The 23761-nt window shown below is 38.2% G+C and carries 22 protein-coding genes, 1 tRNA gene and 1 pseudogene; 10 read left to right on the top strand and 14 right to left on the bottom strand.

Features of this window, described 5'->3' with window-relative positions:
- The first annotated feature begins 140 nt into the window (after window positions 1-140).
- Window positions 141-1508, top strand: a complete 1368-nt coding sequence (gene pssA, locus AT683_RS02940) for a CDP-diacylglycerol--serine O-phosphatidyltransferase (RefSeq protein ID WP_005686888.1) — start codon at window positions 141-143, stop codon at window positions 1506-1508.
- Between the two features lie 45 nt (window positions 1509-1553).
- Here the strand turns inward: pssA and fadR are convergent, their stop codons facing one another.
- Complete coding sequence (fadR, locus tag AT683_RS02935; RefSeq protein ID WP_005659812.1) at window positions 1554-2279, bottom strand: fatty acid metabolism transcriptional regulator FadR; 726 nt, start codon at window positions 2277-2279, stop codon at window positions 1554-1556.
- A 124-nt stretch (window positions 2280-2403) separates the two neighbouring features.
- On the opposite strand from fadR, the gene nhaB reads away from it, so the two are divergent.
- On the top strand, window positions 2404-3948 hold the full coding sequence (gene nhaB / locus AT683_RS02930; RefSeq protein ID WP_038440590.1) for a Na(+)/H(+) antiporter NhaB: 1545 nt from the start codon (window positions 2404-2406) through the stop codon (window positions 3946-3948).
- Between the two features lie 9 nt (window positions 3949-3957).
- Window positions 3958-4491, top strand: coding sequence for a disulfide bond formation protein DsbB (gene dsbB, locus AT683_RS02925; protein ID WP_011272043.1), 534 nt, complete (start codon window positions 3958-3960; stop codon window positions 4489-4491).
- 54 nt (window positions 4492-4545) lie between these two features.
- On the opposite strand, the gene glmS is transcribed toward dsbB, so the two are convergent.
- The 11 genes and pseudogenes from glmS to AT683_RS02870 all read right to left on the bottom strand — a co-directional run bounded on the left by glmS (window position 4546) and on the right by AT683_RS02870 (window position 13339).
- Window positions 4546-6378: a glutamine--fructose-6-phosphate transaminase (isomerizing) gene (gene glmS / locus AT683_RS02920; RefSeq protein WP_005686891.1), complete on the bottom strand. Its 1833-nt coding sequence runs from the start codon at window positions 6376-6378 to the stop codon at window positions 4546-4548.
- Between the two features lie 112 nt (window positions 6379-6490).
- Complete coding sequence (locus tag AT683_RS02915; RefSeq protein ID WP_005630954.1) at window positions 6491-6763, bottom strand: HU family DNA-binding protein; 273 nt, start codon at window positions 6761-6763, stop codon at window positions 6491-6493.
- Window positions 6764-6902: 139 nt separating this feature from the next.
- Complete coding sequence (locus AT683_RS02910) at window positions 6903-7493, bottom strand: YjaG family protein (protein ID WP_005686892.1); 591 nt, start codon at window positions 7491-7493, stop codon at window positions 6903-6905.
- Between the two features lie 35 nt (window positions 7494-7528).
- Entirely contained in the window at window positions 7529-8323 is a 795-nt protein-coding gene (gene nudC, locus AT683_RS02905) for an NAD(+) diphosphatase (RefSeq protein ID WP_005686893.1), read from the bottom strand.
- Between the two features lie 66 nt (window positions 8324-8389).
- Complete coding sequence (gene nfuA, locus AT683_RS02900; RefSeq protein WP_005649300.1) at window positions 8390-8986, bottom strand: Fe-S biogenesis protein NfuA; 597 nt, start codon at window positions 8984-8986, stop codon at window positions 8390-8392.
- Window positions 8987-9061: 75 nt separating this feature from the next.
- Window positions 9062-9748 carry a ComF family protein gene (locus AT683_RS02895; protein ID WP_011272045.1) on the bottom strand — a complete coding sequence of 229 codons (687 nt, stop codon included), beginning with the start codon at window positions 9746-9748 and terminating at the stop codon, window positions 9062-9064.
- Between the two features lie 12 nt (window positions 9749-9760).
- Entirely contained in the window at window positions 9761-11098 is a 1338-nt protein-coding gene (gene pilQ / locus AT683_RS02890; protein WP_011272046.1) for a type IV pilus secretin PilQ, read from the bottom strand.
- A gap of 9 nt (window positions 11099-11107) precedes the next feature.
- Entirely contained in the window at window positions 11108-11521 is a 414-nt protein-coding gene (locus AT683_RS02885; RefSeq protein WP_011272047.1) for a pilus assembly protein PilP, read from the bottom strand.
- Window positions 11518-12039 (bottom strand): competence protein ComC, encoded by a 522-nt coding sequence (gene comC, locus AT683_RS02880; protein ID WP_011272048.1) that lies wholly within the window; start codon window positions 12037-12039, stop codon window positions 11518-11520. Before comC ends, AT683_RS02885 begins: the two co-directional genes overlap by 4 nt.
- Window positions 12036-12541 (bottom strand): annotated as a pseudogene (comB, locus tag AT683_RS02875) (competence protein ComB). The gene comC and the pseudogene comB overlap by 4 nt, the downstream one beginning before the upstream one ends.
- A complete protein-coding gene (locus tag AT683_RS02870; protein WP_011272050.1) occupies window positions 12542-13339 on the bottom strand; it encodes a type IV pilus biogenesis protein PilM in 798 nt (265 codons plus the stop codon).
- A gap of 98 nt (window positions 13340-13437) precedes the next feature.
- Here AT683_RS02870 and AT683_RS02865 point away from each other — a divergent pair, with 98 nt between their 5' ends.
- From AT683_RS02865 to AT683_RS02835, 7 genes are all read left to right on the top strand, one after another.
- A complete protein-coding gene (locus AT683_RS02865; RefSeq protein ID WP_011272051.1) occupies window positions 13438-16032 on the top strand; it encodes a penicillin-binding protein 1A in 2595 nt (864 codons plus the stop codon).
- A gap of 72 nt (window positions 16033-16104) precedes the next feature.
- Window positions 16105-16950 (top strand): 23S rRNA (adenine(2030)-N(6))-methyltransferase RlmJ, encoded by an 846-nt coding sequence (locus AT683_RS02860; protein ID WP_011272052.1) that lies wholly within the window; start codon window positions 16105-16107, stop codon window positions 16948-16950.
- 168 nt (window positions 16951-17118) lie between these two features.
- Window positions 17119-17448 (top strand): YbaB/EbfC family nucleoid-associated protein, encoded by a 330-nt coding sequence (locus AT683_RS02855; protein WP_005629464.1) that lies wholly within the window; start codon window positions 17119-17121, stop codon window positions 17446-17448.
- Between the two features lie 130 nt (window positions 17449-17578).
- Window positions 17579-18181, top strand: a complete 603-nt coding sequence (gene recR / locus AT683_RS02850) for a recombination mediator RecR (RefSeq protein ID WP_005626527.1) — start codon at window positions 17579-17581, stop codon at window positions 18179-18181.
- Between the two features lie 15 nt (window positions 18182-18196).
- Window positions 18197-20152 (top strand): DNA topoisomerase III, encoded by a 1956-nt coding sequence (locus AT683_RS02845; protein ID WP_011272053.1) that lies wholly within the window; start codon window positions 18197-18199, stop codon window positions 20150-20152.
- 108 nt (window positions 20153-20260) lie between these two features.
- Window positions 20261-20602, top strand: a complete 342-nt coding sequence (gene secG, locus AT683_RS02840) for a preprotein translocase subunit SecG (protein WP_005649335.1) — start codon at window positions 20261-20263, stop codon at window positions 20600-20602.
- Between the two features lie 24 nt (window positions 20603-20626).
- A tRNA-Leu gene (locus AT683_RS02835) sits at window positions 20627-20712 on the top strand.
- 434 nt (window positions 20713-21146) lie between these two features.
- Here AT683_RS02835 and AT683_RS02830 read toward each other — a convergent pair.
- Both AT683_RS02830 and fruK read right to left on the bottom strand, forming a co-directional pair.
- Window positions 21147-22817 carry a fructose-specific PTS transporter subunit EIIC gene (locus tag AT683_RS02830; RefSeq protein ID WP_058222165.1) on the bottom strand — a complete coding sequence of 557 codons (1671 nt, stop codon included), beginning with the start codon at window positions 22815-22817 and terminating at the stop codon, window positions 21147-21149.
- A 1-nt stretch (window position 22818) separates the two neighbouring features.
- Window positions 22819-23760: a 1-phosphofructokinase gene (fruK, locus tag AT683_RS02825; RefSeq protein WP_011272055.1), complete on the bottom strand. Its 942-nt coding sequence runs from the start codon at window positions 23758-23760 to the stop codon at window positions 22819-22821.
- Between the last annotated feature and the right edge of the window lies 1 nt (window position 23761).

Here is a 23761-nt window from a genome sequence, read left to right as displayed (position 1 = left end):
TCCCTGAGTAAAAATGGCTGTTTTTTAGCCAAAAAATGCTAAAATTTGTGAGCATTATAACGAAAAAAAGCCTTTTTTCTATTAATAAGCACGTGAAATATTGTAAACTAACGCACTAGTCTTTAATCACGAGATGGATTATGTTAATCAATAAAACCAAACGAGCTGAACAAAATTTAAATAATTTGCCATTCCTTGCTTTGCAAGCTGAGCAAATTGAATTTTTGGGTAGCTCGGCTGAATTTAAAACTCAAATTATTGAATTAATCAGAAACGCAAAAAAACGTATTTATGTCACCGCACTTTATTGGCAAAAAGACGAAGCGGGACAGGAAATTCTCGATGAAATTTATCGCGTGAAGCAAGAAAATCCACACTTGGATGTAAAAATTCTCATAGATTGGCATCGTGCACAACGCAATTTATTAGGGGCGGAAAAATCTGCCACTAATGCAGACTGGTATTGCGAGCAACGCCAAACTTATCAGTTACCTGATGATCCGAATATGTTCTTTGGCGTGCCAATTAATACGCGAGAAGTTTTTGGTGTATTGCATGTCAAAGGCTTTGTATTTGATGATACGGTGCTTTATAGCGGTGCAAGTATTAATAATGTCTATCTTCATCAATTTGAAAAATATCGTTACGACCGCTATCAAAAAATCACTCATGCCGAATTAGCTGATTCAATGGTAAATTTCATCAATGATTACTTGTTAGATTTCAGTGCAGTTTATCCACTTGATGTGACCAACCGCCCTCGTACTAAAGAGATCCGCGGTAATATTCGAGCTTATCGTAAAGACCTTGCTCAAAATGGAGAATATTCATTAAAAAGTGCGGTGAAATTACCGAATGTTTTAAGCGTATCGCCACTGTTTGGCTTAGGCGCATCGGGCAACGAATTAAATCAAGTAATTGAAGATTTATTCTTACAAGTACAAGAAAAATTGGTGATTTGTACGCCATATTTTAATTTCCCACGCACATTGCAACATAAAATAGCAACATTATTGGAAAGCGGTAAACAAGTAGAAATTATTGTTGGCGATAAAGTCGCAAACGATTTTTACATTCCACCAGAACAACCATTCAAAATGGCGGGGGCATTACCTTATCTTTATGAAAGTAATCTTCGCCGTTTCTGTGAAAAATTTGAGACTCAAATTGAAAATGGTCAGCTTGTGGTGCGTTTATGGCGTGATGGCGATAATACCTACCACTTAAAAGGTGTGTGGGTAGATGACCGTTATATTTTATTGACGGGCAATAATCTTAACCCTCGAGCATGGCGTTTGGATGCAGAAAATGGCTTATTAATTTACGATCCACAACAACAGCTTTTAGCCCAAGTGGAAAAAGAGCAAAACCAAATTCGCCAACATACAAAAGTATTAAAACATTACTCTGAATTAGAAGAATTGAATCAATACCCAGAACCAGTGCAAAAACTTTTGAAAAAATTTGCACGAATTAAAGCAGATAAATTGGTGAAAATGATTTTGTAATTATAAGAAAAGTTTTATGTTTTTTTCTTAAATTCGCTTCCAGTATTAATCTGATAAATTTTGTGGCAATCGTTCTAAAATGGCTTTCCAATAGGTTGAAGAACGTAAATTATGTTTACGGATGCAATCCACTACTGCATCTGCATTTCCCTCAAGACAAATTTGTTGCATTTCTAAATAAAATTGCTTTGTTAATTCACGGTGTTTTTTTTCTTTAAAAAATAACAACCCTATTCGCTGATAAACGCCTTTTAAACTATTGAAAATTAAACGATAAAAGGGTTTGTTGGCAACAACAGTAAATTGACGAAATAATTGGTAATCAAATTCTGTGTAATCTTGTGCTGTGTTTTGTAATTGCTCTAATTCAGCAAAAAGTGCGGTTGATTTTTGAGGGGAATTTTTTACTGCTTCATAAATGTAAGATTCCGACATTTTACTACGTAAAGAGAGCATATTATCAATAATTAAGGGCGCGGACTGCATATCCAAAGCAATTAGGGTTTCAATAATATTCGGCCCTGCAGCATCCCAAATATTATTTACTTTGGTGGGTTTGCCGTGCTGAATTGTTAGCCAACCATCACGAGCCAAACGTTGTAAAACTTCACGTAGGGTGGTGCGAGTTACACCAATCTTATCGGCTAAATCACGTTCTGATGGCAAATTACTGCCCGAAGGAAAAACATCTTGCCAAATACTCTTTACAATATATTCCTCTGCTAAAGCTGCTGGACTTTGGGCTTTTAAAATGTCGTTATTGTTTTGCATTACAATTAAAAATCAGATAAAAATCAAAAAAAATGCAATTTTATAAAAAAATTACTTGGTTTTTATTATCCTTTAAAGGGGGATATATTACAATGTTCGCGTGATAAAAATAATGGAGTTCACTATGACAAACATTCAGGCTTTTATGAAAAACTTTCTTGGGGCAAGTCCAGAATGGTACAAACTTGCCATTGTAGTTTTTCTTATTATAAATCCAATTGTTTTCTTTTTTATTAGTCCTTTTATTGCGGGTTGGTTACTGGTTGCAGAATTTATTTTCACATTGGCAATGGCATTAAAATGCTACCCTCTTCAACCAGGTGGTCTATTAGCAATTGAAGCTATTATTATTGGAATGACAAATGCCAAACACGTCAAAGCAGAAATTATGGCAAACTTTGAAGTGATCTTGCTACTGATATTTATGGTGGCAGGTATTTTCTTTATGAAACAATTACTGCTTTATGTATTTACTAAATTACTTGTCAAAATTCGTTCTAAAATTGCACTTTCTATTGCCTTTTGTTTTAGTGCTGCTTTTTTATCGGCTTTTCTCGATGCTTTAACGGTTGTTGCTGTTATCATTAGTGTCGCAATGGGATTTTATGGTGTGTATCACAAAGTTGCATCAGGCAATAATTTAATTGATGCGGTTGATATTTCAGACGATAGAAAAATTATTGAACAACAGCACGAAATCTTAGAAAAATTCCGTGCATTCTTACGTAGTTTAATGATGCATGCGGGTGTAGGAACTGCACTCGGTGGTGTAATGACCGTTGTTGGAGAACCACAAAACTTAATTATTGCAGAACAAGCAAAATGGAACTTTATGGAATTTTTCCTCCGTATGGCACCCGTGACTATTCCTGTGTTTATCTGCGGATTACTCACTTGTTTCTTGGTCGAAAAATTCAAATTATTTGGTTATGGCGAGAAATTACCAGACGAAGTGTGGAAAGTCTTATCAGACTTAGATCGCACTAATTCAGAAAAAATGTCTAAACAAGATAAAATTAAATTAGGTATGCAAGCGTTAATCGCAATTTGGTTAATTCTTGGATTAGCATTCCATCTTGCCGCAGTCGGTTTAATTGGTTTAAGTATCATCATTTTTGCTACGTCTTTCACTGGTGTGACGGATGAACATACTATCGGTAAAGCCTTTCAGGAATCTTTACCCTTTACTGCATTGCTCGTTGTATTCTTTTCTGTTGTTGCAGTAATTATTGATCAAAAACTTTTTTCACCAATTATTCACTTCGTTCTTTCTGCGGAAGAAAATACACAACTTGCTTTATTCTATTTGTTTAATGGCTTGCTTTCTTCTATTTCTGATAATGTATTTGTTGCAACGGTTTATATTAATGAAGCTAAAGCTGCACTGACAAATGGAGTAATTGCACCGCATCAATTTGAATTGCTTTCTGTTGCCATTAATACAGGTACAAACTTACCATCAGTTGCAACACCAAATGGGCAAGCTGCTTTCTTATTCTTATTGACTTCATCAATTTCGCCATTAATTCGCCTTTCTTATGGCAGAATGGTTTATATGGCTTTACCTTACACGATTGTACTTTCAATCATTGGTTTACTGGCTATTGAATTTATTTTACCAGCTGCCACAATTTGGTTAGCAAGTTTAGGTTTAATTTTGCCAATTTAAGGAGAAAAAATGCTCGCGCTATTAAAACAATTTTCCGAAAAACGTTTTGTGTGGTTTTTATTGGCTTTTTCAAGTTTAGCCTTAGAATCCACCGCACTTTACTTCCAATATGGAATGGGCTTACAACCTTGTGTGCTCTGTGTTTATGAACGTTTAGCAATGATTGGCTTATTTGTAGCGGGCATTATTGCATTACTTCAACCTCTTGCTTTCATACTTCGATTAATCGCCTTGGCTTTAGGTTTATTCAGCAGTATTAAGGGCTTATTGATTTCATTTCGTCATCTTGATTTGCAAATGAATCCAGCTCCTTGGAAACAATGTGAGTTTATTCCAAATTTTCCCGAGACTTTACCATTTCATCAATGGTTTCCATTTATATTTAACCCAACTGGCTCTTGTAATGAAAGCCAATGGTCATTATTTGGTTTAACGATGGTGCAATGGCTAGTGGTTATTTTTTCACTATATGTGGTTATTCTCACATTATTGTTAATCGCACAAGTGATTAAAACACGGAAACAAAGAAGATTATTTAACTAAAAAAATACGGTGAAATTTCACCGTTTTTTTTATTACATTAAAATCAACCGCACTTTATTCAACGGTAACTGATTTTGCTAAGTTACGAGGTTGATCTACATCAGTGCCTTTAATTAAAGCCACATAATAAGAAAGTAATTGCATTGGAATGGTATAAAAAATCGGTGCAACAATATCATTGACTTTTGGCATCGTGATGATTTTCATTCCTTCACTTGGCGTAAATCCTGCTTCTTTATCGGCAAATACGTATAATTGACCACCACGAGCTCGCACTTCCTCAATGTTCGATTTTACTTTTTCTAATAATTCATTATTTGGTGCAACGACAATCACTGGCATATCAGCATCAATTAACGCTAATGGCCCGTGTTTCAATTCTCCTGCCGCATAGGCCTCAGCGTGAATATAAGAAATCTCTTTCAATTTCAAAGAAGCCTCTACCGCAATTGGATAAAACGCACCACGGCCTAAGAAAAGCGCATGATGTTTTTCAGCAAAATCCTCTGCTAAAGCTTCAATTTCTCTATCAAAGGCTAACGCTTTTTCAATTTCAGCAGGTAAAGATTGCATTGCTTTAATAATTTCACGTTCTTTTTCTACAGAAATATGACCTTTAACTTTACCAAGTGCCGTTACCAGCATTAATAATGCAGCGAGCTGTGTCGTAAATGCTTTTGTCGATGCCACCCCAACTTCAACACCAGCACGAGTCATAAATGCAAGATCTGATTCGCGTACGAGCGAAGAGCCAGCAACATTACAAATTGTTAATGCTGCCATGTAGCCCTTTTCTTTCGCTAAACGAAGTGCAGCTAAAGTATCGGCTGTTTCGCCAGATTGAGAAAGGGTAATCAATAAGCTATTTGGACGGGTAACAAATTTGCGATAACGAAATTCTGATGCAATTTCAACATCACAGCTCACGCCAGCTAAAGATTCAAACCAATAACGCGCCACCATACCTGCATTATAAGATGTACCACAAGCAACAATTTGAATATGCTCAACTTTTTCTAAAATGCCTTTTGCACCATTACCGATTGAATCAACAATCACATTTTCGTGATTAATACGCCCTTCCATTGTATTAATAAGTGCAGTTGGCTGTTCGTAAATTTCTTTCTGCATAAAATGACGGAATTTACCTTTCTCTGCAGCGTCATTTTCAAGATTAGACTCGTGAATTTCACGTTTAGCCTTATTACCGTGAGTATCATAAATATCAACTGTACGACGTGTAATTTCTGCAATATCTCCTTCTTCTAAAAAGATAAAACGGCGAGTAACACTTAAAAGCGCAAGTTGATCTGAAGCTAAGAAATTTTCACCGATACCTAAGCCAATCACAAGTGGACTACCAGAACGAGCTGCCACTAAATGTTCAGGATGACGGCTGTCCATTACCACCATACCATATGCGCCCGTGAGTTGTTTTACCGATTTCTGCACAGCCTCTAAAAGGGAATCCGTGCTACGCATTTCCCATTCAACGAGGTGAGCGATCACTTCAGTATCTGTTTGTGATAAAAAGACATAACCACGAGATTTTAATAATTCGCGAAGTTCTTCGTGATTTTCAATAATACCGTTATGTACTACAGCAAAAGTACCTGATGAATGCGGATGCGCATTAGTTTCTGATGGTTCGCCGTGAGTTGCCCAGCGAGTATGTGCAATTCCCGTTCCACCAATTAATGGTTTTTCTGATACGGCTTCATCTAAAGCTTTAACTTTGCCTAAACAACGAATACGTTGTAATTCATTTTGTTTATTGATTACTGCAACACCAGCTGAATCATAACCACGATATTCTAAACGATGTAAACCATTAATTAAGATTTCCGCTACATCTCGTTGCGCTACTGCACCGACAATACCACACATAAGTTTTCCTTATTTATCCTATTACTAAGTTTGTTTTTACATTTGCCACGCGTTTACACAATAAAAAAAACCCTGCGCAATCGACAGGGCTTCATTTCATTGATGTTATCAATTATTTGATTGCATCTTTTAATGCTTTACCAGATACAAATGCTGGCACTTTAGATGCTGCGATTTGGATTTCAGCACCAGTTTGTGGGTTACGACCAGTACGAGCAGCACGTTCATTTACTTTAAATGTACCGAAGCCGATTAATTGTACAGGCTCACCTTCTTTTAGGCTCGCAGTAATTGCATCTAAAGTCGCTTCTAACGCTGCTTTAGCTTGTTTTTTGTTTAACTCTGCAGCGTTTGCAATTGCATCAATTAAATCTGTTTTGTTCATAAATTTGTACCTTCTGTTAAATAAAAAGTTTGATTCTTTAAAAGTATCTTTGCGAATTTGTCGCAAAAACTGTGCAAAGGATAATCTAACTTGAGATGAATTAAAAGCATGATTTATAAAAATTGTGACAAATCTCACGTTATTGATGAAATTCTATACCAATGTTAGATATACCCTCAGTCCGAATTTCATTTTTTAAAGCTAAAATTAATTCAATATCACGTTTTTCACATTCTTTAAGCAAACGATAAACTTGCCATTGCACATCAAGTTCTGTTTGAATATCTTCATTTTCTTTTAGTTTACTTTCTGACCAATCTCGTCCAGTTTCTGTTTCCAATAATGCCCTTACTGTTCCCAACGAAATTAGGCTTATTTCCACCGCTTTTTCTAAGGTTTCGCCCGCAATAATGGCGTGTAAAATTTCAGCTAAAGCCTGACAGGCATCTAACGCTGGCACAACACCAAAACTATCATAATCATTCACATCAGGAATAATGCTTTCTAATTTCTCCAACTGATTTTCAAAGTTGATTTTGACATCTTTAATTGTTAAATATTCCCACACCAAATTGAGAATATTTTGATACGTTTTGGTTTCAACGCTAAGCTCGTTCATTTGACAGAACAATTTAAAATTTGGTGCCATACGTTCACATAAAGCAGCCATAAAAGTAAGATGTTGCCAACTGTCTAAGTTTTCTAAGCGTTTATGAATCGGATTTCGCATCTTATTTCCTTAATTCGTAAGAGTTGGAATATTTATTAATCGCATTTATGTTCCGCTTTACAAAGTTCAAGCGTCACATGAATTAATTTGCGAGCGATAGTACCCGTTGGCGGTAATTCTGGCAAGGGTTGATCATAAGAAAACCATTGTGCATCATGAATTTCACTTTCCTGCAATGTTATTTCTCCGCTTTCATAATCAGCCAGAAAACCGACCATTTGAGAATTTGGAAATGCCCAAGGTTGGCTACCGAAATAACGAAGATTTTTTATTGAAATCCCTGTTTCTTCAAAAACCTCTCTCTGCACCGCTTGTTCAAATGTTTCCCCTACTTCGACAAAACCTGCAAGCGTCGTGTATATTCCTCCGTTAGGACTATAATGTCGCTTATGATTTGCCAATAGAATTTCGTGACCACGACGAACCGCAACAATAATTGATGGGCAAATCACAGGATAAGTTTGATACCCACAGTGAATACATTGCACTGCAAGTTCATCTTGAGTTTGTTGTGTTTTATGACCGCACTTTCCACAAAATTTATGGGTTTTCAGAAAATGATTAATTTCCACACCTCGGCTTAATATATGGAATTCATCCTCTGGCAGTGAAAGCAAGTTACGCAAACTCACATATTCTCGTTCATCACTTTCTTGCTCAGCCACAAGCCACAACGGATGATTTTTCCATTCTCCAATTTGCATTGCCTGTAATCCTTCCAAATCAATATCTTTAGCGATACCAAAAGGCAATTCATTATTCACTAAATACAGATTAGAACCTTGTGTAAGCAACCAATAACCAAAATCATCTTGTTGAAGTATTTTCATTTTTTCTCCATAAAAATAACCGCACTTTCAAAAGTGCGGTCATTATAAATCTTCTTTTATAACTCACTAATAATAAGAATGTTCGCCACGTTGATGCTCAGTTATATCTTTTGCACCTTTTAATTCATTCGGGAATAAGCTAACAAGTTGTTTTTCTACGCCATCTTTTAACGTAACATCCACCATTGAACAACCGTTACAGCCACCACCAAATTGTAAAACTGCGTAACCATCTTCAGTAATTTCAATTAAGGTTATACGTCCACCGTGATTTGCAAGCTGTGGGTTAATTTGAGTTTGAATTACATATTCAACACGTTCAATCAATGGCGCATCATCAGCCACCTTACGCATTTTGGCATTCGGTGCTTTTAAGGTCAGTTGCGCACCAAGCTCTTCGGTAACATAATCAATTTCTGCTTCTTCTAAGAAAGGCAAACTCACTTCATCAATAAATGCAGAAAAAGTATTATATTTCATTTCAATATCGCTTTCTTCCACGGCATTCGGGGGGCAATAAGATACGCCACATTCCGCATTAGGCGTACCCGGATTAACGACGAAAATACGAATATTCGTTCCTTCTTCTTGGGTGTCTAAAAGTTTTCGAAAATGCGCTTGTGCGGCATCAGAAATAGCGATTTGCTGGGTTGCTTGTTCCATAATTATGTCCTAAATACTTGAGAGAAAGTATCGGGAATAATACGCTTATCGCGCTTTTTTTTCCAGTGCTTTATATTAAGCTCGTGCCAGCCCCCACACTTGAATCTCCTCCACACCTAATTTTCGCAACAATTTTGAGATTTCATTGAGTGTAGAACCAGTAGTAATCACATCATCCACCAACGCAACACGGCGATAAGGAAATTCATTTTTCGAAACAACAAGAGAAAAGGCATTTTTTAAATTCTGACGACGATCTTTTGCACTCAAACCACGTTGAGTATAGGTGTGTTTCACACGCTTTACGATATTGCTCAAATTAGGAATATCCAGCCAGCGACTTAATTGCCGAGATAATAAATCTGCCTGATTATAACCCCGTCGCCACTGACGAAAATGATATAAAGGCACTGGAATGATTGCTTCTGGCAATTTAAGTTGATGCGTTCGTTTAGCATCACGCACCGCAAGATATAAAAGCCGAGCTAAAGTGCGGTCAATCCAAAATTGATTTTGAAATTTAAAACGGTGAATCAATATCGAAAGAGGTTCAATATAATGCCCAATAATGACCATCTTATCCCAACTTGGTTCTTGTTTAAGACAATTACCACAATGCTGCGCATAATATTGCAATTCCGCACCACAATGACCGCAATAAGGAAAAGATTTAATTTGTTTTTGGCAACCTGAACATAGCCCATTTTTTGCAATATGAAGATTGCCACGACAGTGGATACAGCGAAAATTAAAAAAATTCATCGTCTAAAAAAGTTATTTTTTCCCCGCACTTTTTTGTTTCAACGCCTCTAACGTTTCTCCTGCTTTTAAAATATGCGGCGTGACGAAAATCACGAGCTCACGTTTTTGATGTCGTTCACTTTCTTTGCTAAATAATCGTTTAATAACGGGTATATCGCCAAGCAATGGCACTTTATCTTCGCTTTTCGTGATTGTGTCGTGAAATACGCCGCCAAGCACAATGGTTTCCCCATCTTTGGCAAAAACCTGAGTATTAATTTCTTGCTTATCAATAGAAACCACCTCATTTTGTCCATAAGCGACACGAGAACCAGGGGAATTTTGACTTACCAATAAATCAAGTAAGATATTGTTATCTTTAGAAATATGTGGCGTCACTTCCAAACCAAGTACTGCCTCACGAAATTCCACAGATTGCGTATCGTTACGAGTATTACTCACGATGTAAGGAATTTCTGTCCCCTGTTTAATGCTCGCACTTTTCTTATTGGTAGTGAGTAAGCGAGGACTTGCAATAATTTCTACATTATTTTCACGCTCCAACGCACTCAATTCTAAATCAAGCAATCGCCCATTAATTTTCGCGACTTGTAATGCTATAGAGCCAGCAGGTGTCGTCGTTGTCGCAAAATTTACATTAAGATTATCCGCAATATTTTCAAAGCTATTGCCTGTAAGGCTGCCCGCAACTCGTCTTGCATTTTCAGTTGGATTAAAAATCCCCCACCGAACGCCAAGTTCTTTCAAACTCTCATCCGTAATTGTCACAATTCGCGCTTCAATAGCGATCTGTTCAATAGGCTTATCCATTTCAGCAATCAGTTTTTTGATATTTTGCACAAAACGAGGTTCATCCTGAATAACCAGCAAATTACTGCGATCATCAAAGGTAATGCTCCCCGCAGAAGAAAGCAAAGATCCACTTCCTGTTGTTAAGGATTTCATTAATTCAGAGGCTTTAGCAAAATGAAGTTTTACCGTGTGGCTGACTAAGTGCGGTTCATTTGTCGTAAGATTTCCTGCAACTTGACCTTTGCCAGATTGACTGCCGTTTAAATAATAAACCCCATCATCTTTATTCAAAGTAAGATGCTTACTTTTTGCGATTATTTTTAGCAAACGTGGCATATCAATATTGTTTAATTTCAAAGAAATATTGCCTTCTAACCTCTCACCCATCACTAAATTCACATCTTGTTGAAAAGCTAATTGCTCCAGTGTTTGAGCTAAAGGTGCTTGCGATAAACGAATAAAAAAACATTCGTTATCTGTTTTAGGATTAGCAAAAACGATTAATGGCAAACAAAAACACACTAAAAAATAACCGCACTTTAAAAAATATTTCTTCATAATCTTCCTTTAAAAACTTAATTTTTTCCATTCACTACTATCACATTGCTCTCCGAGCTTACGCATAAATTGAACATTGTTTTGGTTGATTTTTTCTACAATATAGCCCTCTTGAGCCACATCAACGCCCTCTAAAACGCTGTAAATTTGCAAACCTTGATCTTGCAACAAGGCAAAGGCTTTATCTTTAGAAATCACTACGCCCACCAATTTTAAAGCGTTCAAAGGAATTTCAGCCGCTTGGCGATTTTCATCCGCTCCGCATAGATTATTAGGTACATCTGAGGAAATTATTTCTGTCTGCTCCATTACTGTTTGTGCGTTATCAAACTGAGAACGGTTACGCTGTGTTTTATCGAAAGGATCTTGTCCCCAACTGCAATTCATAAAAAATAATATAATCAGGAAAAACCAATGTTTCATTTTGTTTCCTTATCTAGCTGAAAAATGATCTCGGTTTGCAATGGGTTGTCTTCGGGTTTGATAAACTGCAAGCGACTCACTGAAAGCTGTGACGAATTAGCCAAAAGTGCGGTTAAAAATGTCTTCGTTTTCTCAAAATGACCTGTAAGCTGTAAATGCAAAATAGGCTTTTGCCCCATTTCCCAACGTAAATGCTGAGATAAACCGTTACGCGCAGCTAAACGTTGAATTTGTTTATTCAAAGGAATAATTTGTGCAGCCAGTTCTGGAGAAAGTTTTCGACTTTCCGACTGCTGCTGTAAAGAAGTTAAAATTTTCTGTTGATGCAACAATTCTGAACGTTTCACCGCTAACTCATTTTCAATTTCATGGAAACGTGAACTCCCCTCGATATAATCTAAAACGGGGCGAAAAATCACCGCACTTAATAGCAATAAAAAGGTTAAACCGTGCACATAAAAAGGCTGACTTAGCCATTTTCCAAAAGGAGTAAAAGGATCGTTAAAAAAAGCTTTCATTTTTCCGCCCCTTGTTCCACATCAAAGTGAAAAAACAATGTATCTTGTTCAGGTTGAACCTGACTTAATTTCACATTGGGAAAATGTTTCTTTAAAAATTGATGAATCAGTTCAAATTCTGTTTGATCTTGCGCGTTACCTTCCAAACTTAAGTTATTGGCATCTTGTTTAAATTTATTCAGTTCTCCTTGTTGAAAGGTAATTCACTTAGCTGTTGTAAACTCTTTTTTACTTGCTCGTTGGGAATAGATGTCAAAACTTCACCAACTTTCACCGCACTGCGTAACTGATCAATTTGCATGGTAGTTTTGTGAAGTTGCTGATTAAGTTGTTCAAAAGATGTTTGCTGCGCTTGCAAATTTTGTTTCTGTTGTTCAATCAAATTGCTAAAAGCCAACATTAAATTAATAGCAAGCAAGATAAATAAAGCGATATAAAAAGCTAAACGACGTAAACGCTTTTGATGTTGATAAGTACGCCAAGGCAATAAATTCATCGACATTTAACCACCCACTTTTTGTTGATGTAAATCTTTTTGCCATAGCGCGTTGCCAAGCGCAATAAAAGGGAGTTCTGTTTCTACTCGCTGCCAGTTTTCGGGTAATGGTGTATGACTTGAGGGAATTTGATAAACAAAAACTTGTTCAAGTTGTCCTTCAAAACGTTCGGTAAATTGTTCATAAAGTGCGGTCAAATTTTCGTGAGATTGTAAAATTTGCGATTGCTGCGATCTTTCACAGATCGCCAAACAATAGTCATCTTCTTGAAATAAAAATAAGGTATTTTCTGACCGCACTTGTTCATTCAACAAATACTGAAATGCACGCAAAATAGCATTTGACGCAACATCCAATACATTAATTTTAAATGGCTGAAAATCTTGCAAATAAGTTTGAGCAGTACTTTTACGAATTGCAGTAACGTCTAATCGAAAACCTTGCTTTAACGAGGTAGAACGATAATCAAACCATAATTCATTTAAAGAAATAGGCAGCTCTTTTTCAATCACAAATTTACATTGTTGATGACATTCTTGCGCATTTAACACTTGTGGCAACATTAATACTTTCGACCAAGTTAAGTGAGCGGGAATGCTTGCCACAAACTGTAAAGGAAAGGTTTTCCCTTGATATTGTGTTTTTAGCTGTTGTAAAAAACGATTTTTAAAATCACGATCATTAACAAAAATTTGATAACTTTGTGGCTGTTCAAGATCATCAAACCACACAAAATCAAAATAACCCTGCTTACGATGAATGCCGATTTGTAAAGTGCGGTAATTTTTCAGGGAGAATTGCATATTCTTTCCTATTCTTTAAAGGCTGAATCTTTTATACTTAACAACTAAATCATAGGTCTCTTGACAAGAATATTCATTAACCAAGCGAGAATTTTACGATGCGGATCGCAAAATTAATATTAAACACCCTATTAACTTTATGTATTTTAGGTTTAGTGGCTGGCGGAATGTTGTATTTCCACCTAAAATCGGAATTGCCCTCAGTAGAAACATTAAGAACCGTTGAATTACAACAACCAATGCAGATTTATACGGCTGACGGTAAATTAATTGGCGAAGTGGGCGAGCAACGCCGTATTCCAGTGAAATTAGCCGATGTGCCACAACGCTTAATTGACGCATTTTTAGCAACGGAAGACAATCGTTTTTACGATCATCACGGATTAGACCCTATCGGCATTGCTCGTGCATTGTTTGTCGCAGTGAGTAATGGCGGTGCATCACAAGGTGCAAGTACGATTACTCAACAATTAGCGCGTAACTTTTTCTTAACCCCAGAAAAAACCATTATTCGTAAAGCCCGTGAAGCGGTGCTTGCGGTAGAAATTGAAAATACCCTCAACAAACAAGAAATCTTAGAGCTTTATTTAAACAAAATCTTTTTAGGCTATCGTTCTTATGGTGTTGCAGCAGCGGCACAAACCTATTTCGGTAAAGCATTGAATGAATTGACCTTATCTGAAATGGCGATTATTGCTGGTTTACCTAAAGCACCTTCAACAATGAATCCGCTTTATTCGCTAAAACGTTCAGAAGAACGTCGCAATGTGGTGCTAAGCCGTATGTTAGATGAAAAATACATCAGCAAAGAAGAATATGATGCTGCATTGAAAGAGCCGATTGTGGCGAGTTATCACGGCGCAAAATTTGAATTTCGTGCTGATTATGTCACTGAAATGGTGCGTCAAGAAATGGTGCGTCGTTTTGGCGAAGAAAATGCTTACACCAGTGGTTATAAAGTATTTACCACTGTACTTTCAAAAGACCAAGCTGAAGCCCAAAAAGCTGTGCGTAATAACTTGATTGATTATGATATGCGTCACGGTTATCGCAGTGGCGCGCCATTATGGCAAAAAAATGAAGCCGCTTGGGACAATGATCGCATTGTCGGTTTTCTACGCAAGCTACCTGATTCAGAGCCATTTATTCCTGCGGCAGTGATTGAAATTGCAAAAGGCGGTGCTGATATATTGCTCGCTTCTGGGGAAAAAATGACCTTATCAACCAATGCAATGCGTTGGACAGGCAGAAGCAATCCTGTGAAAGTCGGCGAGCAAATTTGGATTCGTCAGCGTGCTAATGGGGAATGGCAATTAGGACAAATTCCCGCAGCAAATTCAGCATTAGTTTCTCTTAATTCAGATAATGGCGCGATTGAAGCAGTGGTGGGCGGATTTAGTTATGAACAAAGTAAATTCAATCGAGCCACACAGTCTTTAGTTCAAGTGGGTTCTTCTATTAAACCATTTATTTACGCGGCAGCATTAGAAAAAGGCTTAACGCTTTCTAGTGTATTACAAGACAGCCCGATTTCTATTCAAAAACCGGGACAAAAAATGTGGCAACCGAAAAACTCGCCTGATCGTTATGATGGCCCGATGCGTTTACGCGTAGGATTAGGTCAATCCAAAAATATGATTGCTATTCGTGCGATCCAAACAGCAGGTATTGATTTCACAGCAGAATTTTTACAACGTTTTGGTTTTAAACGTGATCAATATTTTGCTAGCGAAGCCTTAGCACTTGGCGCAGCCTCTTTCACACCATTAGAAATGGCGCGAGCTTATGCGGTGTTTGATAATGGCGGTTTCCTCATTGAACCTTATATCATTGAAAAAATTCAAGATAACACGGGTAAAGACTTATTTATTGCAAACCCTAAAATTGCTTGCATTGAATGTAATGATATACCTGTAATTTATGGCGAAACCAAAGACAAAATCAACGGCTTTGCCAATATTCCTTTAGGCGAGAGTGCCTTAAAACCAACAGATGACAGCACCAATGGCGAAGAATTAGATCAACAACCTGAAACTGTGCCTGAACTGCCAGAATTACAATCAAATTTCACCGCACTTAAAGAAGATGCGATTGATTTAATGGCTGCTGCAAAAAATGCCTCGTCGAAAATAGAATATGCGCCACGTGTCATTAGTGGCGAACTTGCTTTTCTCATTCGTAGTGCCTTAAATACGGCAATTTATGGCGAACAAGGTTTAGACTGGAAAGGCACCAGCTGGCGCATTGCACAAAGTATTAAACGTAGCGATATAGGCGGTAAAACAGGTACTACCAACAGTTCAAAAGTGGCTTGGTATGCGGGATTTGGTGCAAACTTAGTCACTACAACTTATGTTGGGTTTGATGATAACAAACGAGTACTTGGGCGTGGAGAAGCGGGTGCGAAAACAGCCATGCCAGCTTGGATCACTTATATGAAAATGGCTTTGAGTGATAAACCTGAACGTAAATTGCCACTGCCGCCAAAAATTGTGGAAAAAAACATTGATACTTTGACAGGTTTGCTTTCTCCAAACGGTGGGCGCAAAGAATATTTTATTGTGGGAACAGAACCGACACGTACCTATCTTTCGGAAATGCAAGAGCGTGGTTATTACGTTCCTACAGAGTTACAGCAACGCTTAAATAATGAAGGCAATACGCCAGCGACGCAACCACAAGAACTCTTCTAAAAATGACCGCACTTTAGTGTGAAATCGGGCGAGTCAATTGGCTCGCCTTCGTTATAAAACAAAGGATATATTATGCTGAGTTATCGTCACTCATTTCACGCAGGCAATCATGCTGATGTCTTAAAACATATCGTCTTAATGCTTATTTTGGAAAACCTTAAACTTAAAGAAAAAGGCTTTTTTTATTTGGATACGCACTCTGGTGTAGGTCGTTATCGTTTATCTTCAAACGAATCAAAAAAAACGGGGGAATATAAAGAAGGTATTGGACGCTTGTGGGATCAAACAGACTTACCCGAAGATGTTGCCCGTTATGTAAAAATGATCAAAAAACTCAATTATGGTGGCAAAGAACTACGTTATTATGCTGGCTCACCGTTAATTGCTGCAGAATTGTTGCGCCCACAAGATCGCGCACTATTGACCGAGCTTCATCCTAGCGATTATCCAATTCTTCGCAATAATTTTAGCGACGACAAAAATGTCACCGTAAAATGTGACAATGGTTTTCAACAAGTCAAAGCAACGCTTCCGCCAAAAGAACGCCGGGGCTTAGTACTCATCGATCCGCCTTATGAATTAAAAGATGATTATGATCTCGTTGTTAAAGCCATTGAAGAGGGCTATAAACGTTTTGCCACTGGCACTTATGCGATTTGGTATCCTGTTGTATTACGCCAACAAACTAAACGTATTTTTAAGGGTTTAGAAGCAACGGGAATTAGAAAAATTCTAAGAATTGAGCTCGCTGTTCGCCCAGATAGCGATCAACGAGGAATGACTGCGAGCGGTATGGTGGTAATTAATCCACCTTGGACATTAGAAACCCAAATGAAAGAAATTTTGCCTTATCTCACAAAAACATTAGTTCCAGAAGGTACTGGAAGCTGGACTGTCGAATGGATTACCCCTGAATAACCGTCTCTTCCCATTCTAAACACCACTAAATTTCACCGCACTTGACTTCAAAAGTGCGGTGAAATTTTCTGAGATTTTAAATCCCCAAAATCATTAACCCTACTGTTCCCAAAAGCCCATTTTTTCGCTAGAATGCACGCAATTTTTGACTTAATAAAGGATAACATTATGTTTGGAAAAGGCGGTTTAGGCGGCTTGATGAAACAAGCCCAACAAATGCAAGAAAAAATGCAAAAAATGCAGGAAGAAATCGCACAACTAGAAGTAACGGGTGAATCTGGTGCAGGTTTAGTGAAAATCACGATTAATGGTGCACATAACTGCCGCCGTATTGACATTGATCCTTCTTTAATGGAAGACGATAAAGAAATGTTAGAAGATTTAATCGCAGCTGCTTTTAACGATGCGGTGCGTCGTGCAGAAGAATTACAAAAAGAAAAAATGGCATCAGTTACCGCTGGAATGCCATTACCACCAGGAATGAAGTTTCCGTTTTAATCGAACACTTGTCTTCCCCTGCTTGCGAGGGAAGGTGTCGCAAAGCGACGGAAGGGGGTTCCCCCTAAGTCTTCGGTATTCCCCCGTAAATAGAGGGAGCGGAAAGTAGCCTTATATTTCATCTCAAATTATGCAAAGCAGTCCACTTTTAGAACACCTTATTGAAAACTTACGTTGTCTTCCAGGCGTAGGGCCTAAATCTGCGCAACGTATGGCTTATCATCTTTTACAGCGTAATCGTAGCGGTGGAATGAATTTAGCTCGAGCACTCACAGAAGCTATGTCTAAAATTGGTCATTGTTCACAATGTCGAGACTTTACGGAAGAAGACACTTGCAACATTTGCAATAATCCACGCCGTCAAAATTCAGGTTTGCTTTGTGTCGTTGAAATGCCCGCAGATATTCAAGCGATTGAGCAAACGGGGCAATTTTCAGGACGTTATTTTGTTTTAATGGGACATTTGTCTCCACTTGATGGTATTGGGCCTCGTGAAATTGGCTTAGATTTACTGCAAAAACGCTTAGTAGAAGAATCTTTCCACGAAGTGATTCTTGCAACAAATCCAACAGTGGAGGGCGATGCGACGGCAAACTACATTGCTGAAATGTGCCGCCAACATAATATCAAAGTGAGTCGTATCGCTCACGGTATCCCTGTCGGTGGTGAACTAGAAACTGTGGACGGCACAACGCTTACTCACTCTTTTCTAGGTCGTCGTCAAATCGACTAATCTTCTCATACCATTATGCGTTTATTTATCGCCGAAAAACCAAGCCTAGCTCGTGCTATTGCAGATGTGCTACCCAAACCCCATCAACGTGGGGATGGTTTTATTAAATGTGGCGATAATGATGTGGTAACTTGGTGTGTAGGGCATTTGCTCGAGCAAGCAGAACCCGATGCCTATGATCCTAAATTCAAACAATGGCGTTTAGAACATCTCCCTATCATTCCTGAAAAATGGCAACTTTTACCGCGAAAAGAAGTAAAAAAACAACTTTCTGTGGTAGAAAAACTAATCCATCAAGCGGATACACTTGTTAATGCAGGAGACCCAGATAGAGAAGGACAATTACTTGTAGATGAAGTCTTCAGTTATGCCAATTTATCTGCCGAAAAACGCGATAAAATTTTACGCTGCTTGATTAGCGACCTAAATCCAAGTGCGGTAGAAAAAGCGGTTAAAAAATTACAACCCAACCGTAATTTTATTCCTCTTGCCACATCCGCACTCGCACGAGCTCGTGCCGATTGGCTTTATGGCATTAATATGACCAGAGCTTATACCATTCGAGGTAGACAAACTGGCTATGATGGCGTGCTTTCTGTTGGACGAGTGCAAACCCCTGTGCTAGGTTTAATTGTACGTCGAGATTTAGAAATTGAGCATTTCCAGCCCAAAGACTTCTTTGAAGTACAGGCTTGGGTTAATCCAGAGAGCAAAGAAGAAAAAACTCCAGAAAAATCAACCGCACTTTTCAGTGCCTTATGGCAACCTAGCAAAGCTTGCGAGGATTACCAAGATGATGACGGCAGGGTGCTCTCTAAAGGATTAGCAGAAAACGTTGTAAAACGTATTACAAATCAACCAGCAGAAGTCACCGAATACAAAGACGTTCGTGAAAAAGAAACGGCGCCCTTGCCTTATTCACTTTCTGCGTTACAAATTGATGCAGCAAAGCGATTCGGTATGTCCGCTCAAGCCGTATTAGATGCATGCCAACGCCTGTATGAAACTCATCGTTTAATTACTTATCCGCGTTCTGATTGTCGCTATTTACCCGAAGAACATTTTGCCGAACGCCACAATGTATTAAATGCAATTTCAACCCATTGTGAAGCTTATCAACGCTTACCAAATGTCATTTCAACTGAACAGAGAAATCGCTGTTGGAATGATAAAAAAGTAGAGGCTCACCACGCAATCATTCCTACTGCCAAAAATCGTCCAGTAAATCTAACACAAGAAGAACGTAATATTTACAGCCTTATCGCTCGCCAATATTTAATGCAATTTTGTCCTGACGCAGAATATCGTAAAAGTAAAATCACATTAAATATCGCTGGCGGTACTTTTATAGCCCAAGCGCGAAATTTACAAACGGCTGGGTGGAAAGAATTGTTAGGCAAAGAAGACGACACAGAAAATCAAGAACCCTTATTACCAATAGTAAAGAAAGGTCAAATTTTGCATTGTGAACGAGGAGAAGTGATGAGTAAAAAAACTCAGCCGCCAAAGCCTTTCACCGATGCAACCTTGCTTTCAGCAATGACGGGCATTGCGCGATTTGTGCAGGATAAAGAACTCAAAAAAATCCTGCGAGAAACCGATGGATTGGGTACAGAGGCTACTCGTGCTGGCATCATTGAATTACTTTTTAAACGCAGTTTTTTAACTAAAAAAGGGCGAAATATTCACAGTACAGAAACTGGAAGAATTTTAATTCAGGCATTACCAGATATTGCCACCCAACCAGATATGACGGCTCATTGGGAATCGCAACTCACAGACATTAGTCAAAAACAAGCAACCTATCAACAATTTATGCATAACTTGAATCAAATGTTACCTGATTTAGTCCGTTTTGTAGATCTTAATGCATTAAGACAATTAAGCCGCATTAAAATGATTAAATCCGATAGAGTGAAACCTAAAAGTGCGGTAAAAAAATCGAGTAAATCAAACGGTGAAACTGATTAAAGTTAAACCAATTAATATTTTTTTTATGCAAAGCACTTGCGAGAAAATTGAATTTTCTATAACATTCACGACCAGTTTTCTTGCAAAATTGCAAATTAGAGAGAAAAAATGTATCAAGTTCTTTTATTTATTTATGTTGTTGTCGCGATTGCCTTGATCGGGTTTATTCTCGTTCAACAAGGTAAAGGAGCGAACGCTGGTGCATCTTTTGGTGGTGGCGCATCAGGTACAATGTTTGGCTCTGCTGGTGCAGGTAACTTTTTAACACGTACTAGCGCGATTTTAGCAACCGCATTTTTTGTTATTGCTCTTGTTTTAGGTAATATGAATTCACATAAAGGCAATGTTCAAAAAGGTACTTTTGACGATTTATCACAAGCTGCAGAGCAAGTTCAGCAACAACAAGCAGCTCCAGCGAAAGACAATAAAAATAGCGACATCCCACAATAAAATAGGATTAGCATAAAAATTAAAGCTCTGGTGGTGGAATTGGTAGACACGCTATCTTGAGGGGGTAGTGACCACAGGTCGTGCGAGTTCAAGTCTCGCCCAGAGCACCAAATTAAAAATATACAGCACTAAAAGCATTACAAAGCCTTGATTCTACTGAAATCAAGGCTTTTTTATTCCCTATACTCCACTATAAAATACTATCGAACCTTAGAATCTTAGTAATAGACTTAATAATATATTCACGCTAAGGCAAAAAAATCTATTACTAAAACAGCATAGAGACTTGTAAATACTAGGATTAACGCCTAGTTTGTTATATTACTAAGTAGGGCTATTTTATGGCATACTTAACAAATCCGCTTTCTGACGCCCAAATTAAAAAAGCAAAACTGAAAGAAAAAGATTGCTCCTACTTTTACAAACGATTCACGAATACATCCATAACTAAAAGGACTAAGCCCTGTAGATTACAGAGCTTAGTCCTTGATTTCATAGTCTAACTTTTTCAATGAAAATTATTTTTTACATTCAAAGTGCGGTATTATTCCGCATTGTTTTTCGATTTAATAATGGCGTAAACCACACCTGTTGATAAAGCACCAATCGCAATTGCACCAAGATATTTCAACGGCTCAGATACAAATGGAATGACAAATAATCCGCCGTGCGGAGCTTGTAAGGTAATATTTAATCCCATTGAAATCGCACCAGCCACCGCACCACCAATCACAGAGCTAATAATGACTCGAATTGGATCTGCTGCCACAAATGGTAATGCACCTTCAGAAATAAAACATAAACCAAGAACAAATGATGCTTTCCCCGCATCGCGTTGGCTAACGGTAAATTTATTGCGAGCAATCCAAGTCGCAACTGTCATACCAATTGGAGGAACCATACCTGCGGCCATTGCCGCAGCCATTGGTGTATAAACTTGGGAGGTAATCAATCCAACAGAAAAAGTGTACGCTGCTTTATTTACTGGTCCGCCCATATCGATACACATCATTGCGCCGATAATTACGCCTAACACAATCGCATTCACTTCGCCCATTGAAGTAAGCCAATTACTTAGCTCTTTCATAATTTCAGCCACTGGTGGATTGATGAGGTAAATCATCGTCAAACCAACAATCATCGAACCCAAGAGCGGTAAAATTAAAATCGGTTTTAATGAAGTCAGGCTTGCTGGCAATCGAATAATCACATTTAGCCCTTTCACCACATAGCCGGCTAAGAAACCTGCAATAATACCGCCAAGAATCCCTGCACCCGCTTCACTTGCCAGCATCCCTGCAATCAAACCAACTGCAAGTCCTGGACGATCAGCGATAGAAAATGCAACGTAACCAGCAAACACGGCAATCATTAACTTGAACGCCACACCACTACCGATATTAATCAACATATTAGGAAGATCTTGAAAAACTCCTGTATTTTCAATTACATTAAAACTGAACATAAAGGAAATCGCGATCAACAATCCACCAGCAACCACTAACGGTAACATATGAGAAACACCAGTCATTAAGTGTTTGTACACACCTTTTTTCTCACGGCTTTCTTCTTTCGTTCCCGCATTATTTCCACCATCAAAAATTTTGGCTTCTTTAAATGCCTTATCAAATTCTTGCTCAGTTTTCTTCAAGGCTAATCCTGTTGAAGTGCGGTATATTGGTTTACCTTTAAATTTATCTAAAGGCACGTCAATATCTGCTGCAACAAATACCAAATCAGCCGCCGCGACTTCTTCTGCAGTAATTTCATTGCCAGCCCCAACTTGACCACGGGTTTCAACTTTTACATTCCAACCTTGTTTTTTCGCATAGGCTTCAATCGCTTCGGCTGACATAAACGTATGTGCAACGCCAGTTGGACAAGCCGTTACCGCAACAATATTTTTTACACCAGAAACACCTGTAAAACTCACCGCACTTTTCGGTGCAACATAATCAGCCCCATTCGCTAAGGCATTTGCCAATGTTACTTCAGGAGAAATCATGGCGATAGCTTCGCCGATAATAAAGACTTTTTTACCAACTAACGCAGGGTTATTTGGTAATACAGAACCAAATACAAGAACAAGATCTGCTTCGGCTGGTGTTTCTACAATAGAGACATTTGCTTTTTGTGCAGCTGCTCGAAAAACTTCATGTAATAAATAGGCTTTCGCATCGCCTACATTAGCTGATTGGGTTAAAAATAACTTCATACTATCCTTCAATCATCGTTATTTGTACTTTTTCTAAAATGGGGTCAAGTAAACTCAAATCACTCACACCGACGTTACTCTGAGATACCGCAAAAGCGGACACAGCCGTAGCAAAAGCTAAGGTTTCTGTTTTCGATAAACCTTTTTCAAAACCATAGATTAAGCCTGCTACCATTGAATCCCCTGCTCCAACGGTACTCACGACATTTTCACATTTTGCTGGTTCGGCTTTAAGCACGCCTTCATTATTAATCCATAAAGAACCTTTTGCGCCCATTGAAATAATCACGTTTTCAATGCCTTCCGCTTTGAGTTGCTGTGCAGCGGCAATAATTTCTTCAAGACTATTTAATGAATGACCAACCCAAGCCTCAAGTTCTCGATGATTGGGTTTTACTAGCCAAGGTTTCGCTTTTAATCCAGCGGTAAGCGCAGCATTGCTACTATCAAGCACCACTTTAACGCCAGCTTGATGAAGCTGATTTAACCAATCAGCAAACAATTCAGGAGACACACCTCGAGGTAAACTGCCACAAACTGCGACAATGTCATAATCTAAACAATAAGCCAAAGAATCCGTCACAAATTGTTGCCAAATTTGTGGGCTTATTTGATATCCCAAGAAATTTAAATCTGTCACATCCGCTTCAGTCTCGGTAATTTTTACATTGATACGTGTTTTGCCATTAACACGGTGGAATTTATCTTTCAAACCGTGCTGATTAAACATTTGCTCGAAATCAGCTGAATTATCCTTGCCCAAGAAACCGCCTACTGCAACATTAACGCCTAAATCTTTTAGTACTTTTGCGACATTAATGCCTTTTCCAGCAGGGAATAAGCCCAATGTTTCTACCGTATTTACTTCGCCAAGTTGAATACGATTTAAACGCCCAACTAAATCATAGGCGGCATTTAAGGTAATGGTTACGACGCTTGCCATA

This window comes from Haemophilus influenzae (genome assembly GCF_001457655.1).
GTDB classification, from domain to species: domain Bacteria; phylum Pseudomonadota; class Gammaproteobacteria; order Enterobacterales; family Pasteurellaceae; genus Haemophilus; species Haemophilus influenzae.
This window is presented reverse-complemented; position numbering and strand designations above follow the sequence as displayed.

Coding starts and splice junctions, on each gene's coding strand:
- pssA (WP_005686888.1), top strand. CDS start 141: ATGTTAATCAATAAAACCAAACGAGCTGAACAAAATTTAAATAATTTG.
- fadR (WP_005659812.1), bottom strand. CDS start 2,279: ATGCAAAACAATAACGACATTTTAAAAGCCCAAAGTCCAGCAGCTTTA.
- nhaB (WP_038440590.1), top strand. CDS start 2,404: ATGACAAACATTCAGGCTTTTATGAAAAACTTTCTTGGGGCAAGTCCA.
- dsbB (WP_011272043.1), top strand. CDS start 3,958: ATGCTCGCGCTATTAAAACAATTTTCCGAAAAACGTTTTGTGTGGTTT.
- glmS (WP_005686891.1), bottom strand. CDS start 6,378: ATGTGTGGTATTGTCGGTGCAGTAGCGCAACGAGATGTAGCGGAAATC.
- AT683_RS02915 (WP_005630954.1), bottom strand. CDS start 6,763: ATGAACAAAACAGATTTAATTGATGCAATTGCAAACGCTGCAGAGTTA.
- AT683_RS02910 (WP_005686892.1), bottom strand. CDS start 7,493: ATGCGAAATCCGATTCATAAACGCTTAGAAAACTTAGACAGTTGGCAA.
- nudC (WP_005686893.1), bottom strand. CDS start 8,323: ATGAAAATACTTCAACAAGATGATTTTGGTTATTGGTTGCTTACACAA.
- nfuA (WP_005649300.1), bottom strand. CDS start 8,986: ATGGAACAAGCAACCCAGCAAATCGCTATTTCTGATGCCGCACAAGCG.
- AT683_RS02895 (WP_011272045.1), bottom strand. CDS start 9,748: ATGAATTTTTTTAATTTTCGCTGTATCCACTGTCGTGGCAATCTTCAT.
- pilQ (WP_011272046.1), bottom strand. CDS start 11,098: ATGAAGAAATATTTTTTAAAGTGCGGTTATTTTTTAGTGTGTTTTTGT.
- AT683_RS02885 (WP_011272047.1), bottom strand. CDS start 11,521: ATGAAACATTGGTTTTTCCTGATTATATTATTTTTTATGAATTGCAGT.
- comC (WP_011272048.1), bottom strand. CDS start 12,039: ATGAAAGCTTTTTTTAACGATCCTTTTACTCCTTTTGGAAAATGGCTA.
- AT683_RS02870 (WP_011272050.1), bottom strand. CDS start 13,339: ATGCAATTCTCCCTGAAAAATTACCGCACTTTACAAATCGGCATTCAT.
- AT683_RS02865 (WP_011272051.1), top strand. CDS start 13,438: ATGCGGATCGCAAAATTAATATTAAACACCCTATTAACTTTATGTATT.
- AT683_RS02860 (WP_011272052.1), top strand. CDS start 16,105: ATGCTGAGTTATCGTCACTCATTTCACGCAGGCAATCATGCTGATGTC.
- AT683_RS02855 (WP_005629464.1), top strand. CDS start 17,119: ATGTTTGGAAAAGGCGGTTTAGGCGGCTTGATGAAACAAGCCCAACAA.
- recR (WP_005626527.1), top strand. CDS start 17,579: ATGCAAAGCAGTCCACTTTTAGAACACCTTATTGAAAACTTACGTTGT.
- AT683_RS02845 (WP_011272053.1), top strand. CDS start 18,197: ATGCGTTTATTTATCGCCGAAAAACCAAGCCTAGCTCGTGCTATTGCA.
- secG (WP_005649335.1), top strand. CDS start 20,261: ATGTATCAAGTTCTTTTATTTATTTATGTTGTTGTCGCGATTGCCTTG.
- AT683_RS02830 (WP_058222165.1), bottom strand. CDS start 22,817: ATGAAGTTATTTTTAACCCAATCAGCTAATGTAGGCGATGCGAAAGCC.
- fruK (WP_011272055.1), bottom strand. CDS start 23,760: ATGGCAAGCGTCGTAACCATTACCTTAAATGCCGCCTATGATTTAGTT.